This window comes from Parafrankia soli, assembly GCF_001854695.1.
GTDB classification, from domain to species: Bacteria; Actinomycetota; Actinomycetes; order Frankiales; family Frankiaceae; genus Parafrankia; species Parafrankia soli.
This window is the reverse complement of the sequence record NZ_MAXA01000015.1, coordinates 1-13,192: the sequence shown is the minus strand read 5'-3', so window position 1 is coordinate 13,192 and position 13,192 is coordinate 1. Positions and strand designations below refer to the sequence as shown.

14 protein-coding genes and 1 pseudogene are annotated in these 13,192 nt (G+C 69.2%); 11 read left to right on the top strand and 4 right to left on the bottom strand.

All coding sequences use genetic code 11. The features are described from left to right. Window positions 1-123: 123 nt before the first annotated feature. A complete protein-coding gene (locus tag BBK14_RS03800; protein WP_198541161.1) occupies window positions 124-1,602 on the bottom strand; it encodes a PP2C family protein-serine/threonine phosphatase in 1,479 nt (492 codons plus the stop codon). 584 nt (window positions 1,603-2,186) lie between these two features. Here BBK14_RS03800 and BBK14_RS03795 point away from each other — a divergent pair. The 4 genes from BBK14_RS03795 to BBK14_RS03780 all read left to right on the top strand — a co-directional run bounded on the left by BBK14_RS03795 (window position 2,187) and on the right by BBK14_RS03780 (window position 5,709). Next, on the top strand, window positions 2,187-2,927 hold the full coding sequence (locus tag BBK14_RS03795; protein ID WP_116429982.1) for a GAF and ANTAR domain-containing protein: 741 nt from the start codon (window positions 2,187-2,189) through the stop codon (window positions 2,925-2,927). Between the two features lie 260 nt (window positions 2,928-3,187). Continuing rightward, on the top strand, window positions 3,188-3,760 hold the full coding sequence (locus tag BBK14_RS03790; RefSeq protein ID WP_131802150.1) for an ANTAR domain-containing protein: 573 nt from the start codon (window positions 3,188-3,190) through the stop codon (window positions 3,758-3,760). 269 nt (window positions 3,761-4,029) lie between these two features. Beyond that, entirely contained in the window at window positions 4,030-5,058 is a 1,029-nt protein-coding gene (locus BBK14_RS03785; protein WP_071059831.1) for an Acg family FMN-binding oxidoreductase, read from the top strand. A 354-nt stretch (window positions 5,059-5,412) separates the two neighbouring features. After that, on the top strand, window positions 5,413-5,709 hold the full coding sequence (locus tag BBK14_RS03780) for a hypothetical protein (RefSeq protein WP_198541160.1): 297 nt from the start codon (window positions 5,413-5,415) through the stop codon (window positions 5,707-5,709). 64 nt (window positions 5,710-5,773) lie between these two features. On the opposite strand, the gene BBK14_RS03775 is transcribed toward BBK14_RS03780, so the two are convergent. After that, complete coding sequence (locus BBK14_RS03775; protein WP_071059837.1) at window positions 5,774-6,610, bottom strand: IS5 family transposase; 837 nt, start codon at window positions 6,608-6,610, stop codon at window positions 5,774-5,776. 90 nt (window positions 6,611-6,700) lie between these two features. Further along, complete coding sequence (locus BBK14_RS41950) at window positions 6,701-6,979, bottom strand: phosphoketolase family protein (RefSeq protein ID WP_420849123.1); 279 nt, start codon at window positions 6,977-6,979, stop codon at window positions 6,701-6,703. A 191-nt stretch (window positions 6,980-7,170) separates the two neighbouring features. Between BBK14_RS41950 and BBK14_RS03770 the strand changes: the two genes are divergently transcribed. From BBK14_RS03770 to BBK14_RS03740, 7 genes are all read left to right on the top strand, one after another. Then, window positions 7,171-7,404, top strand: coding sequence for a YflT domain-containing protein (locus tag BBK14_RS03770; RefSeq protein WP_071059830.1), 234 nt, complete (start codon window positions 7,171-7,173; stop codon window positions 7,402-7,404). Between the two features lie 614 nt (window positions 7,405-8,018). Continuing rightward, on the top strand, window positions 8,019-8,792 hold the full coding sequence (locus BBK14_RS41945; protein WP_083390694.1) for an STAS domain-containing protein: 774 nt from the start codon (window positions 8,019-8,021) through the stop codon (window positions 8,790-8,792). A gap of 35 nt (window positions 8,793-8,827) precedes the next feature. Beyond that, on the top strand, window positions 8,828-9,274 hold the full coding sequence (locus BBK14_RS42675; protein WP_476739382.1) for a WhiB family transcriptional regulator: 447 nt from the start codon (window positions 8,828-8,830) through the stop codon (window positions 9,272-9,274). A 268-nt stretch (window positions 9,275-9,542) separates the two neighbouring features. After that, window positions 9,543-10,118, top strand: coding sequence for a DUF5994 family protein (locus tag BBK14_RS03755; RefSeq protein ID WP_071059828.1), 576 nt, complete (start codon window positions 9,543-9,545; stop codon window positions 10,116-10,118). After that, window positions 10,115-10,831, top strand: a complete 717-nt coding sequence (locus BBK14_RS03750) for a GAF and ANTAR domain-containing protein (RefSeq protein WP_071059827.1) — start codon at window positions 10,115-10,117, stop codon at window positions 10,829-10,831. Before BBK14_RS03755 ends, BBK14_RS03750 begins: the two co-directional genes overlap by 4 nt. 256 nt (window positions 10,832-11,087) lie before the next feature. Then, window positions 11,088-11,723, top strand: a complete 636-nt coding sequence (locus BBK14_RS03745) for an ANTAR domain-containing protein (RefSeq protein ID WP_071059826.1) — start codon at window positions 11,088-11,090, stop codon at window positions 11,721-11,723. Between the two features lie 276 nt (window positions 11,724-11,999). Next, entirely contained in the window at window positions 12,000-12,341 is a 342-nt protein-coding gene (locus BBK14_RS03740) for a histone-like nucleoid-structuring protein Lsr2 (protein ID WP_071059835.1), read from the top strand. Between the two features lie 700 nt (window positions 12,342-13,041). On the opposite strand, the pseudogene BBK14_RS03735 reads toward BBK14_RS03740, so the two are convergent. Then, window positions 13,042-13,192 (bottom strand): annotated as a pseudogene (locus BBK14_RS03735) (IS6 family transposase); the annotation flags it as partial.

The window sequence follows — 13,192 nt, the reverse complement described above, 5'->3', positions numbered from 1 at the left end:
CCAACAAGATCCTCCACTTCATCGAGGTCTACGACCGGACCGCCAAGCCCTACCGCTGGACCTACACCGGCGAACCCCTCAAAGCAGCCTGACCAACCCCAGCAGGACTTGCGCGGCGCTGCACTAGTTGTCGGCGACGCGCAGGGCGAGGACGGCGATGTCGTCGGTGTGTGGGCCGCCGGTGAAGGCGAGCACGTCGTCCTCGACGGCACGGGCGAGATCGTGCGGGCCGAGTCGTGCCGTGTCCGCGAGGAGGTCGCGTAGGCGTTCCTCGCCGTATTGTTCGTGGCCTCGTCGTGCTTCGGTGACGCCGTCGGTGTAGAGAAGCAGGGTGTCGCCGGGTTTCAGTGACAGGCGGGTGTCGTGGAGGTCCGCCCGGTCGAACACACCGAGCGGCAGTCCGTGGTCCCCGACCGCATGTACCGCGCCGTCGGCGTCCCGCAGCAGGGCGGGGGTGTGCCCGGCCGAGGCCAGGAGTGCGGCGACATGCCCCCGCCTGGGGAACAGCATCACGTACGCGGCGGTGAGGAACCGTTCGCTGTCGGGTCGCTGGGCTAGGAGCGCGGCGTTGAGCCGGCCGAGGACGCGCGCCGGGGAACTTTCGCGCATCGCGTCGGCGCGGAGAGTATATCGCGCCAGCGCTGTGACCGTCGCGGCTTCCATACCGTGGCCGCAGACGTCGCCGATGACCGCGTCCCACCGCCTTCGGGGCCAGCCTCGCCCTCCCGGCCAGCTGCGGGCGAGGGGTCGGGGACCCCTGTTCGTGAGCGGACGAGGACCCTCGACGTTGTGAGGTCCGGGGAACACGTCGTAGAAGTCGCCGAGTACCCCGAGCCCGTMCGCCGCGGGGAGGTAGCGCGCCCCGACCTGCATCCCGGGAACATCCGGCAGGTGCGGGGGCAGCAGACTGTCCTGCAGGTCGCGGGCCTGCGCCGCGGTCTGCTCGGTGAGCGCGTTCAGCCGCTGGGTGTCACATGCCGCACGAGCGGCGTCGCCCCGTAGACCCAGTTCACCCGCAGCCGCGTACGCCAGCCGGGCGACGATCTCGCATTCCCGGGCCGTCCAGGCACGCGCAATCGTGTCCAGGACGCAGAAGGAGCCGAGGATGCCGCCGGCCGGACCCTGCATGGGGAGGCAGACCCATGCCCTGAGGCCTGCGGCGGCGGCGTGCGGGTTGTCCCGTGTCCGTGGGTCGGTGCACGTGTCGTCGACGGCCAATGGCATCCCGCTGCGCAGGACGTTTCGGCAGAACGCCTCCGCGAGCACGCCGGGGGGAGACCCGGAGCTGAGTGACAACCACCCCGAGCTGGGCGTCGTAGCCAGGGCGACGAACGCGACCGGCGCGTCCAGCAGGGCGCTCGCCAGCGCGGTGAGACGGCGGAACGGCCCGTCCGCGCCGGCTGCCGCAGTGGGCGGGGACGCCTCGTGCAACGGCGCGGCGGATTGGGGGCCGACCGGTCCCGGGGTCGCTGAGGTCGTGACGCCGGTGGCGGGGAGCTGCGCGGCGGCTTCGGCGCGTAGATGGTCGAGTGCAGAACCCGCCGGAGGCTTTTTCGTCAGCACCGCGTGGAGCCTGCCCTGGAGACGGTCGGGGTCATTCACGCGTTCCGACGACATCCGACGCTGTGAACAAGCGCTTTTCCGGTGTCGGATGATGCAGGGAGGCACTGTGCCGGTTCCGGACGCTGACCCGGTGGGGTACGTCAACGAGCGGGACGACGGAGGTCGAACCCGCTCTGCGTTCTCCAGCCACGCGTCCGAGCCGGAAAGGAACACCCTGTTCGTACTTCTTGACGACGCGCAGCGACACCAGCAGGGCGACCAGCCCCGCGCACACTACCGGGCCACCGATGAAAAAGAGAAGCATGGCGTGTCCCCATAGGGAGGTCACCCTGAGGTCCGGCGGCGAGCGGTCCCGCTCCCCGAGGCGCGGCGTAGGCGCGGCACTCCGGTCCCGAACTGGCTGAGAGCCCAGCACGCCCAGCATGCGCGCCCAGGCGGCTTCTGTCAAACGGCCTGTCACGTGGCCGCCGACCGCGAGTTCGACCGGCTAGAGGCGTCCGTGCTCGCGCGCCCACTATCTGATTTCCTCAGACCGTGTTTCCTGGCACCTGCACGCAGATCACCCGGGGGTCTACCGTTTCAGCGGTGGCAGCGTGCGCGTCGCACAGCGGATCGGAGAATCTGTGAACGACGACCTGGATGAAAGTTTGGCTGGGCTTTCGGGACTGCTGACGGGTGACCAGCCGTTGCAGGAAACGCTGGTCCACATCGCGGAGTTCGGGGTACTGGCGATCCCCGGCGCGGAGGGCGCGGGCCTGACGATGCTCGAGGACGACCGGCCGCAGACGGTGGTGGCCAGCGCCGAGTTCGTGCGCGTGGTGGACGACGTGCAGTACGGGCTCGGTGAGGGGCCGTGCCTGCAGGCGGTCGCGTCGCGCAAGACGCAGACGTCGGGGTCGCTCGGCGGCGAGGCGCGCTGGCCGCGGTTCGGCCCGCGGGTCGGGCGGATGGGTGTGCACAGCGTGCTGTCGTTGCCGCTGCTGCTTCCTGACCGGGTGGTGGGCGCGATGAACGTCTACGCCCACGCGAAGAACGCTTTCGGGCCGGAGGCGGTCCGGATCGGGGAGCTGTTCGCCCGGCCGGCGGCGGTGTCGGTGCGAAACGCGCTGATCCTGGCGCGGTCGCATCGGCTGGCAGCGCAACTGGAAGCCGCACTGACAAATCGGGCGGTCATCGACCAGACACTCGGGGTGATCATGAGTCGGACGGGAGCGACACCCGAGGAGGCATTCGACCGGCTGCGGGCGATGAGCCAGTCCCAGCACGTCAAGGTCGCCGAGGTGGCCCGGACCCTGGTGGACAAGGCAGTACGCCGCGCCCGCGCCCGTAAACCCGCTGCCGAGCCCGACGCCGCCTCGTACTGATCACACTGCCGGACGTCGGCCAGCAGTCGCCGCGAGGGGCGAACGGGCACGGAGTGGACTACCGTCATGGAGGCGGACGGCAGTCATCCGCAGCCTGCGCGACGCGACGGGGCCGGACTGCTTCAGGCCCTCCCGCCTCGGACGTCGCCAAGCAGCCTCAGCCTGGGTCCAGACGAGCGGGTGTCGGTGCGTTCGCCGCACCGTCAGGCATCGTCGCTGGGCCGGGGTCCAGCGCACCGTGCGCTTGTCAGGAGAACCCCGTGCGGGTCACTGCGACAGTGGCCGAACACCTACGACTCCTCCAAGGCGAAGACGTCAGCGGGGACGACCTCGCGGCCGGGCTGAGCAAGCTCGGCCGGGACGTCGTTCTCGCGGTGCCGTCCTGCCTCACCGTGACGATCGCCCTCGCCTCGCTGGGGGTCGAGATCGACGCCTGGGCGGTCGACGGCGCCACGGCGCCGGTCAGGGTGCTCGCCTCGCTGGCGGTGCCACTGTCCGCCGTCGTCCCCGGCGCTGTCCTGGTCCTGCGTGCGGGGGAACCCGGGGCGTTCCTGCCGTTGGCCGACGACCTCGGCACGCGGCTCGGGCCGAACCACCCGCCGCTCGCGGTGGACCAGCACCTGACCTGGCCAGCGGCCGTGAGTAGCGAATCCTTCCCGGCCTCGCTAGCCGGCCTTCGCGTCGTCAACCAGGCGGTCGGGGTGCTCGTCGACCGGGGCCTGCCCCCCGAGACAGTTCGCCGAGAGTTGCAGCGGCGGGCCAGCGACGCCAACACGGACGTCGCCACCGCCAGCCGGCGGTTACTGGCGTCCCTGCGACCCGACCCAGGCTAAGACCGAGATCGTTGACCAGTTGACAGAAGCCACGTAAGGCGCGCAACCTCAGGACGCTGGGCTATCAGCCAGTTCGGAACCGGGCCGCCACGCCTGCGCCGCGCCCCGGGAGCGGGACCGCTCGCCGCCGGACCTCACGGTGACCTCTCTTTGTGGAGACGCGCCATGCTCCGGTCGTCCGTCGTCATGTCGTTCGCCCACCGCGACGGCTCCCCGGGTCCTGGCGAACCTGGGCGCCAGCTTCCGGTTATCTCCGGCGGGCGGTCGGCATGACCTCCACCGACACCGGCAGCCAGCCGTCGGTCGACGAGATCCAGCGGGTCGTCGCGCTCGCGGTGAGGGCCCCGTCGATCCACAACACGCAGCCGTGGCGGTTCGAGCTCACGGCGGACGCGCTCGAACTGTGGGCCGACCGCCGGCGCCAGCTCGCAGCCATCGACCCGGACGGATGGGCGTTGCTGATCTCGTGCGGCGGCGCGCTGTACCTGGCCGGCCTGGGACTGGCGGCCGAGGGCTGGCGGACCACAACCGAACGGATGCCCGATCCGACTCGGCCCGACCTGCTGGCTCGTCTTCGCTTCGAGGGACGGCAGCCGGTGAAAGCGCACGTCCACGAGACCGTCACCGCAGCCAGACGACGCCGCACCGAAAGGCGGCCGTTCCGTCCCGGCGCCGTCCCGACCGACCTGCTCGGTGTCCTGTGCGTCGGTGTCGAGGATCCCTCGCTGTACGCCTCCCTCGTCCTACGGCCCGGCGACCGGCTCCACCTCGCGGTCGCGACGTCCTGGGCCGACGACCTGGAAACGAACGACCCGGCCTACCGGGCAGAGTTGACCACCTGGGTCCGGCCGGACGCGACAGACACCGGCGAAGGCATCCCGCCGACCGCCGTCGCGCACACCTCACCCGGCCGGCCCCGGCAGACCGACGTGCCGGTCCGCGATTTCGCACCCGGCGACCCGCCGACCGCCGCCGCGGGCGAGCGGATGCTCGACGAGCAGCCGGCCTACCTGGTGCTGTTCAGTCTCGACGACGATGCGGCGAGCCGGTTGAAGGCCGGCGAGGCCTACGCCCGGCTGTCGGTGGACGCCGAGCGGCTGGGTCTGGCCACCTCCGCGATGACGCAGGCACTCGACCTGCCTGGAGTACGCAACCGGGTCCGGATCCTGATGACCTGGCCCGACCACCCACAGATGATCATGCGGGTCGGCTGGCCACCGGCCGTCAACACCGCCCCGCAGACACCTCGCCGCCCGGTCGCCGCCGTGCTGACCGTGGCCCCACCCGACCTCGACTGACCACCAGCCCGCTACTGGCTCCGGTGGTCCTCGAACCGCCATCCGCACCAGAACCGCCCGCAGGCCCTCTCGCTGCGGATCCGATCCACGAGCGACGAAGGAACGTGAGTACGACGGTCGACATCGCCAAAAATCCCGACACCCGTGCAGCGACCACCCACCGAGCCGCCGACTCGGCGACTCTTCCGGAGATCGACGGCGCCGAACCCCTACCGGCCGACGCGGCGCACCCGACCCCCGCGAGCCGGCGCACCTCTCCTGGGCAGCAGGTAGCGGCCGGGTTCCGCCGGCGGCGGACGCTCCGCCACACCCGCCCGCTACCTGCTGGCCGGTATCCGGCTCGCGTTGGGCTGGGTGTTTCTCTGGGCGTTCCTGGACAAGACCTTCGGCCTGGGTCACGACACGGCCTCGGCGGATGCCTGGACCAACGGCGGTAGTCCCACCCAGGGATTCCTCGGCTCCGCGGCCACAGGCCCGTTTCGCAGCATCTACCACTCCCTCGCCGGGACGGCCTTCGCCGACGTGCTGTTCATGGTCGCCCTGCTCACGATCGGCGCAGCGCTGACGCCTATCCGAACACGGCACTCCACCGGGACGCCGCGCCGACCGGTGAGCCGTTGCACATCGCCCCGCACCCCGCACCCCGAATAAGGAGCGGAGCACGTAGATGATCGAGGCACTGGGTCTGAGTGCCTGTCCTGAATCTTGATCGTTTTTAGCTCTCGCTGGTCGTCCGAGGCGTCCAGCGGGAGACCGGGGCGCGGCGGGCGAGCCGGCGGACCATCGTGCGGATCATGGCCCAGTGCACGAAGGCGGCAGAGCTGTGCGGGTCGCGTTCGTAGTCGCGAGCGAGGCGGCGGTGCGCGGTGATCCATGCCAGCGTGCGTTCCACAACCCAGCGTTTCGGGAGTGGCTGGAAGCCTTTCTGGCCCTCTTTCTTCCGGACGATCTCCACGGTGGTCTTCACGACCGCGGCGGCCCAGGTGACGAACCGGCCGGCGAACCCGCCGTCAGCGAACAGGAAACGACAGGTCGGGGTGATGAAGTAGTGGTCGACCAGCAGCTGGCGGGCACCGTCGCGGTCCTGACGGTTGGCCGGGACGACGAGCACGGCCAAGAGCAGGCCGAGGGTGTCGACGACGATGAACCGCTTGCGGCCGTTGACCTTCTTCCCCGCGTCGTAGCCGCGGGTCGGGGCGGTCACCGTGGGGGCGCCCTTCACCGACTGGGAGTCGATCACCCCGGCGGTCGGTGCCGCGCTGCGCCCCTCAGCGTGGCGGACCTGGTCACGCAACCCGTCGTGGACCACGATGACGACGCCTTTCTTCTTCCACCGCTCGAAGAACCCGTAGACCGTCTTCCACGGCGGGAAGTCCGCCGGCAACGCCCGCCACACGACTCCGTTGTGGGTCACGTAGAGAATCGCGTCCACGATGTCACGCCGGTCGTGTTTCTCGGGACGGCCATCCTTCGGGACCGGGGGCAGCAACGGCTGGACGTAGGCCCACTCCTCATCGGACAGATCCGACGGATACCGGTGCGATCGCGCCATAGCCGGACCCTGACCACCCGGCCCCGCCGACCCGGCCCGCCACACCGAGAAGATCAGGAACAGGCCACGCACGGCCCACGCAACCAAGATTCAGGACAGGCACTGAGGGCCCGACTCCCCCGCGCAGGCGAGCACGATGTCCGGGTTGTCCCGACCGGTGCTGGCCCACGGCCAGATCCCGAGGTTGCCGGTGCAGTGCGGCGACCGCCTCTTCCATCTGGACAGCGAGCGGTGGCGGACCGAGTTCGAGGGCGGCAGCCAGCGCGTACCATGAAGTGACCGAGAGCACTTCGGACGTCGGCTTCCACGCCGACATCGCTCTCGGCAAGCGGCAACCGGCCGCCAGCGGCCTGGATCAGCTCTCACCATGATCGCTCTGAGTGCTGGTACGCCCCCGCCCCATCACCAGATGTGGACGATGCCATTCACGGCGATTTCGTTCCCGATGGTCGAGTACATGACCTCGGGTCGCGACATGCGAATTTTTCCCTCAGAATGAGGCCCACAGCATGGCTCTATCAAGCGGTGTCTCACGTTCGTCGCTCAGTTTGGAATATCCGATGTCGCTCGGGATCTATGACGACTATCCGCGGGCCCAGTACGTCGTCGACTACCTGTCCGACCACGAGTTTCCTGTCCAGAACGTCGTCATCGTCGGCACCGAGCTGAAGTCCGTCGAACGAGTCACCGGACGGCTCACCCACGGTAAGGTCGCGGCTGCGGGTGCCGGCGCCGCCGCGCGCATTCCGGTGCACCTGGTCGCCAGCCGTCCCGTCCGGGGGTCCGCCGGGTGATCCACCGGCTCTGTGGGGTGCCAGAACTCGGCCACCGGCGTTAACCTGACCTTCTTTAGCCGGCCCACAGCGAGTCCAGTCCGCCCACGGCGACGTTGTTCGCCACTCCGCAACCTTGGAGCGCAGCCGGCCACCGGAGCATCGTCCGGTTCGGAACGAACATCAGAATTAACTTCCGTTCCCGGTAGATACCGTATTTTTTCGACAGGTCTACATATTCTTCGTCGTCGAGCACGGACCTACTGATGGATGACGATCACCTCAACCCCAAGACCCGCTCACAGGGCGAACCCCGGATTTTCGAGCCCCACCGTGGTCGCGCGCTTCGCGCGCTGGTAGAGTCCGACTTGGCTGGGCCAGAGCCTATCCGAGATCGGGATTGCTGCGCTGCCACGTTGCTACTGGTACGGGTCCATGTAGTACCGCCCTCGTGGCACCACCGCAGACCGCGAGCCCTACGCTCACACTCGGGTGCATTCGGTGACCGTCCTTAGGGCGTCGCTCGTGACACCTACCCTTTTAACGCCGAGCCTTCTCATCACCGTGCGGAGCTGCTCTTCCGGAGCCGGAGCCGGAGCCAACCGTCCCCGCAGCCGATCCCCGCGGGGACGAGGATGGCGATGAGTCGCCCCGCGGACCAGACCGGCAGAGACCAGACCGATGGGGGCCACGGCTGGGCCGACATGGCCGCCGACAGCTCCAGTCCGCGGACCACCGGTAGCGAGCCCGTCCCCCATCCGGGACCGGCCACGGCGCTCATGGGATCGGGCAGGTGGCCGGACTTCCCGGTTCTGGAGGTCGCCGTCCACGTCGAGGCGGCAGCCGTCCGTGTCGACGTGCGCGGGGAACTRGACGTGGCCACCCGCCCACAGCTGGTGGCCGCCACCGACACCCTGCAGTACGCGACCGGCACCCGGGTTGTGCTCGGTCTGTCGGGTCTGACCTTCGTGGATGTGGTCGGCCTCGGAGCCCTCGTCACACTCTGGCGCCGTGCGCACGACCGTGGGTCGAGCCTGTCCATCAGGCACGCGCAACCGTCCGTCCGCCGGCTTCTCGATCTCGCCTCCCGCCTCAGCCTGGTTCCCGCCGCGTTCACCGCCGCAGCTGCCGCACCGGCGGTTCCGCAGCTGCGGCTGCGCGCTGCCGCGGATCAGCCCGGCGCCCCTACCCATCGAGAGGAGGCGGCGTGGTCCCGTCAGCGACCCTGCCCGCCCTCACCCATGACCTTGCCGTCGCGAATGACCCTGGCAACGCAGACGGCTCCGCCGTCACGAACGAATCCTCCACCGAGGACTCCGGATTCACGAATCGCCCCACCCCCACAGACAACCCCGCCGCTGCGAACGGCAGGGAACGAATCCCGCGCACGCGTCAGAACCGCGAGGTGAACGTCGACCTCGGTCGTCAGCCAGACACCGGCGGGATGACCGGGGCCAGGGCCAGCGAACCCGCTCCGGCCGGGCGGGTTCGTTCCGCGCTGGTAGGCGCGATCGGTCAGCCGGCAGGCCAGCGCATGGGGCCACTCACCGTCGTCGACGTCCCGAGATCAGCCGCGAGATCCGGTGCCGGCGGGCCGTCGGACGAACCGCCTCCCCCGACGATCGGGACGACCTGGCCCGGCATGGGCTGGCGCCACCACGCCCTCTGCCGGGACACCGATCCCGAGCTGTTCTTCCCAGAAGGCACCTCCGGCCACGCCGAGCGGCAGACGGCGGAAGCCAAGACGATCTGCCGCCACTGCGCCGTCAGAGCGGACTGCCTGTCCTGGGCACTCGACACCGGTCAGGACGCCGGCGTGTGGGGCGGTCTGTCGGAAAAGGAACGCCGTGCGCTTCGGCCTGTTGCGCGGTTGACAGTGCGAACGTCATGACCATCCGCGGCGGCCCACGGCGACTAACGCTGGCAACAGCGCCACACACTTCGGCCTCGCGGACCCGCCACCCCGACCATCGGTGATCGAACGAAGTGGACGCACAGTCACGGAAGGCCCATCCGGGGTGGGGGATCGCGCCGGGGCATACAGTGAACAAAGACCGGGGGCTTGTCGGATGTCGGTGCATCGAATGCCGGTGCAAAAGGTCGACACCGTTGCCGGTCGTAGCCATCGGCGGCTGGGCCGCCGGAGACGGGCGCCCGTCATGACGACGGTTCACGACACATCCACCGCCGACCAGACCGATCTCGCCCGGCTGGACGACGACGGCGGCGCTCCCCCGCGGATCCGGTCGCACCGGCTCGACGGCGCAACTCCGGCGCGGGAGCGCGGGCCGCGCCTGTCGATGAGCCCGGTCGACGCGCCGGGCGGTCTCGACGGCGCATGGTGGCCGACGACGGGAGATCTCGCCAGCGAACTGCGCGACCTTGTCACCACACTGGCGGCATCGCCAGCCGGCCATCTGATCACCCGGGTCTCGGTGAACGCCGCAGCCTGGCGCGACATCCCGGACCGGGTGACACTCCCTGCCCGCCCAGCAGTGCGTGTCAGCTGGTACACAACTCTCGACCCCTATCTGATCACCCTGGGCAGGGCGGCCGCGCCGCGGATCCGACTCCTGATCATCCCGCCCGGCGCGGCGCCCGAGCCGGCCCGAGCGATACTGCGTCGCGCGGCCACCGGCCGGCTGGTCGGGTCACCGGGCGGCATCCTTGACGCTGCCGGCGCGCTCGGACACGTCCGGACAGAGGCCGGTCGGCCCGATCTGGGGCGGTCGTGAGCATCGAACAGGACTTCCGCACRGCTCTCGGTAGCCTGTCCGGGCTCCTGATGACCTCCCAGCCGTTGGAAACGACGTTGACCCGGGTTGCCGGTTTCGCCGTCACGGCGATTCCCGGGGCGGACGGTGTCGGCCTGACCCTGATCGAGGCCGGCCAGCCGGACACCATCGTCGCGAGCACGAACTTCGTCCGTGTCGTGGACGAGGTGCAGTACCGCCTCCGGGAGGGACCCTGCCTGCAGGCGGTAGCAGACCGGCGGACGCAGATCTGCGGGTCGCTCGGGGGCGAGAGCCGCTGGCCGCGGTTCGGCCCGCGGGCTGGACGGCTCGGGGTACACAGCGCGCTGTCGCTGCCGCTGCTGGTAACGGACCGAGTGGTCGGCGCGCTCAACGTCTATGCACACGAACAGGACGCCTTCACCGCGTCGGCCGTGCGCCTGGGGGAACTATTCGCCGAACCGGCGGCGGTCGCCGTGGCAAACGCGCAGGTCCTGGCGCAGACGCAGCGGCTCGCCGCTCAGCTCGAGTCCGCCCTGACCAACCGGGCCACGATAGATCAGGCGATCGGCATCGTGATGAGCCGCAGCGGGGCCAGCGCGCAGGAAGCGTTCGACGTTCTGCGCGAACGCAGCCAGCGCGACCACGTCAAACTGGCCGACGTGGCCCGCCGCCTGGTCGAGGACGCCATGCGACGCGCCCGCCACCGGCGATGATCGGCTCGCGGCACACTGAACCCCGCGCCCATCCGACCGCCGCCCGAACACAGCGGCATGCGAGCACAGCATTCGAGCAGCGGCCTCCGGACGCAGTGTTCCTTGTATACAGCGGTCTTCAACAAGCGTTGTTCGAAGGCCGCAGCCAGCACGACTCCGGTCCGGTACCGGACCGGAACGATCCTCGTCCACCTGCCCGAGACACTGGTGGACGGGGCGGCAGTGGTGCTCGCTGCGCCGCCAGAAACCAGGCAGAATGGAGATCATCTTCACGCTCACCGAGGAGTTGCGGGCAATCGCGACGCTCTCAGCGGGTACCGCGGGTTCCGACCCCACCGAAACCCTGACCAGGCTGGCAGAGGCCGTACACGTAGCCGTTCCGTCCTGCACAGCCATCCTCGTGGCCGTGCAACTACACGGCCGGCCGCTCACCCTCGCGGTGGCCTGTAACGAGGACACCACGGCGCCGACACTGAGCTCACTTCGGCTCGACCTGTCCGCTCCCGCAGGCTCTGAACCGGTCGCCGCACCGCTGGCAGTCATCTTCCTCTCGGACGCTGAATCCGCCTTCGACGCACTCGCCCGCGACCTGCCCCCGAAATACGCCCACCGGGCGACCGTCGACACCGATCTCACCACGGACCCCGGAGAGGCAACAGACCCCCGGTCAGCCCTCGACGCAATCTCCCTCGTCGACCGAGCCATCGGCGTTCTCGTCGAAAGAGGCCTGCAACCCGACGAGGCAGCCACGTGCTTGCAGGACCAAGCCACCGCCGCGGCAGTCCAGGTGCACGAGGCCGCGCGCACCGTACTGGCATCCGTCCCAAGACCCACCGCCGGGCGCGGGCCCCCGACCCCCATCGGCATCGAAGCCGAACGGCCGGAGTACTGACATCAAGCCGGCCCGGAACCCCGCCGGCTATCCGTCCGGCCGTTGTTGCTTTGCGAGGAACCCTGTGGGGTGCGCCAGAACTCAGCCTCGGTTTCATCCAGCCTCATGAGCCACCCAAGGGCGCGCCACTAGCCGGATCCGGGACTCCCATAGCAGAAGCTTCTGGTCGTGATTAGCCGATTACGGCGGATGCGACAGGCCCGTCCAGACGATCACGCGATACAGTCTGTAAGATATCGCGGATACGCGGGTTACAGATGCGCAAGGGGAATGATCATGGCGCAGAAGACCATCGTTTCACTGATCGATGACCTCAGTGGAGAAGAGGCTGACGAGACCGTCCGGTTCGGGCTGGACGGCGCACACTACGAGATCGACCTGTCGGGGACGAACGCCACAAAATTGCGGGAGTCACTGGCCTCGTTCGTTACGGCGGCCCGCCGTTCCGGTGGCCGTGCCGCCAGCGGACGGCGCGGCCCGCGCACCGCCTCGCAGCACACTGCGGGAACCGACCGCACCGCCGGCATCCGCGAATGGGCTCGCACCAACGGCTACACAGTGAGYGACCGGGGCCGTATCGCGTCGAACATCGTCGAGGCGTTCGACAAGGCTCACTGAGCACCAGCCCGGCGTGACCGTCGTGTTGTACGCGGGGACGCCACGCCAACGCTCTGCTGGTTCGCTGGACAGATCGCGGACGCGGGTTCGACGAAAGAGCCCGTCTCCGAATCCGGGACTGGTCTCGATACCGGGTTCGTGGTGGCCGTGCTACCTCCGAGTCGCACGGCGAGGGATCAACGTAGGAGCCTCGCAGCCAGCCGCTGTTGACGTCGTAACCGGTCAGGATGAGGTGCTCGAAGCCCTCGAACTCGTGCGCATCGATCAGATCGTCCAGCCAGCCGTAGTAGAGCTTCCTCGTGTACAGAAAGGTCTACACCTCCTCCTCAGTGGCGGTGCAGAAGTGCAAGATGAGGAGCTTCCGGGCTTCGCGTGCCTCCGCTGACGTGAAAAACGTCGCCTCTCCGGCGACATCCACGGCGAGTCCTCGCATGAAGTCCCCGAGTTGACGACGATGGTCTTCGTGGACCCCGCGATCGCGCGACACCCCACGACTGCAGCGGATTAATGACCACGTATACATGGCCTGCGGGCGGCCCGGGGACCGCATGCGGGGCTACGCAAAGCCCGGCGGACCTGTTTGAAGCCATCCCCATGTATCTGGTGGCCGCCTACGCCCGCCGGCGGGCCCGGATGTGCTCGGGGGGCTTTGTTGCGTTGAGGAGTGGTGGGACGCGGCGGTCCCCGGCTGGTGTCGTGATCAGACGGCCATGGCAAGTTCGGCGAAGGCAGCGGACAGCCGCAGCAACGGGTCGGTGTCGGTTCCGAGTTCGTAGTGGCCGCGGCGGATGTTCTGGACGAAGGCGTGCCCGGCACCGACGGTATGGACCGAGCGGAGGTGTTTGAGGCCC

Excerpts from the sequence above, each read along its gene's own strand:
- BBK14_RS03745 (WP_071059826.1), top strand. The coding sequence starts at position 11,088 with ATGGAGATCATCTTCACGCTCACCGAGGAGTTGCGGGCAATCGCGACG.
- BBK14_RS42675 (WP_476739382.1), top strand. The coding sequence starts at position 8,828 with ATGACCGGGGCCAGGGCCAGCGAACCCGCTCCGGCCGGGCGGGTTCGT.
- BBK14_RS03775 (WP_071059837.1), bottom strand. The coding sequence starts at position 6,610 with ATGGCGCGATCGCACCGGTATCCGTCGGATCTGTCCGATGAGGAGTGG.
- BBK14_RS41950 (WP_420849123.1), bottom strand. The coding sequence starts at position 6,979 with ATGGTGAGAGCTGATCCAGGCCGCTGGCGGCCGGTTGCCGCTTGCCGA.
- BBK14_RS03785 (WP_071059831.1), top strand. The coding sequence starts at position 4,030 with ATGACCTCCACCGACACCGGCAGCCAGCCGTCGGTCGACGAGATCCAG.
- BBK14_RS03755 (WP_071059828.1), top strand. The coding sequence starts at position 9,543 with ATGACGACGGTTCACGACACATCCACCGCCGACCAGACCGATCTCGCC.
- BBK14_RS03770 (WP_071059830.1), top strand. The coding sequence starts at position 7,171 with ATGTCGCTCGGGATCTATGACGACTATCCGCGGGCCCAGTACGTCGTC.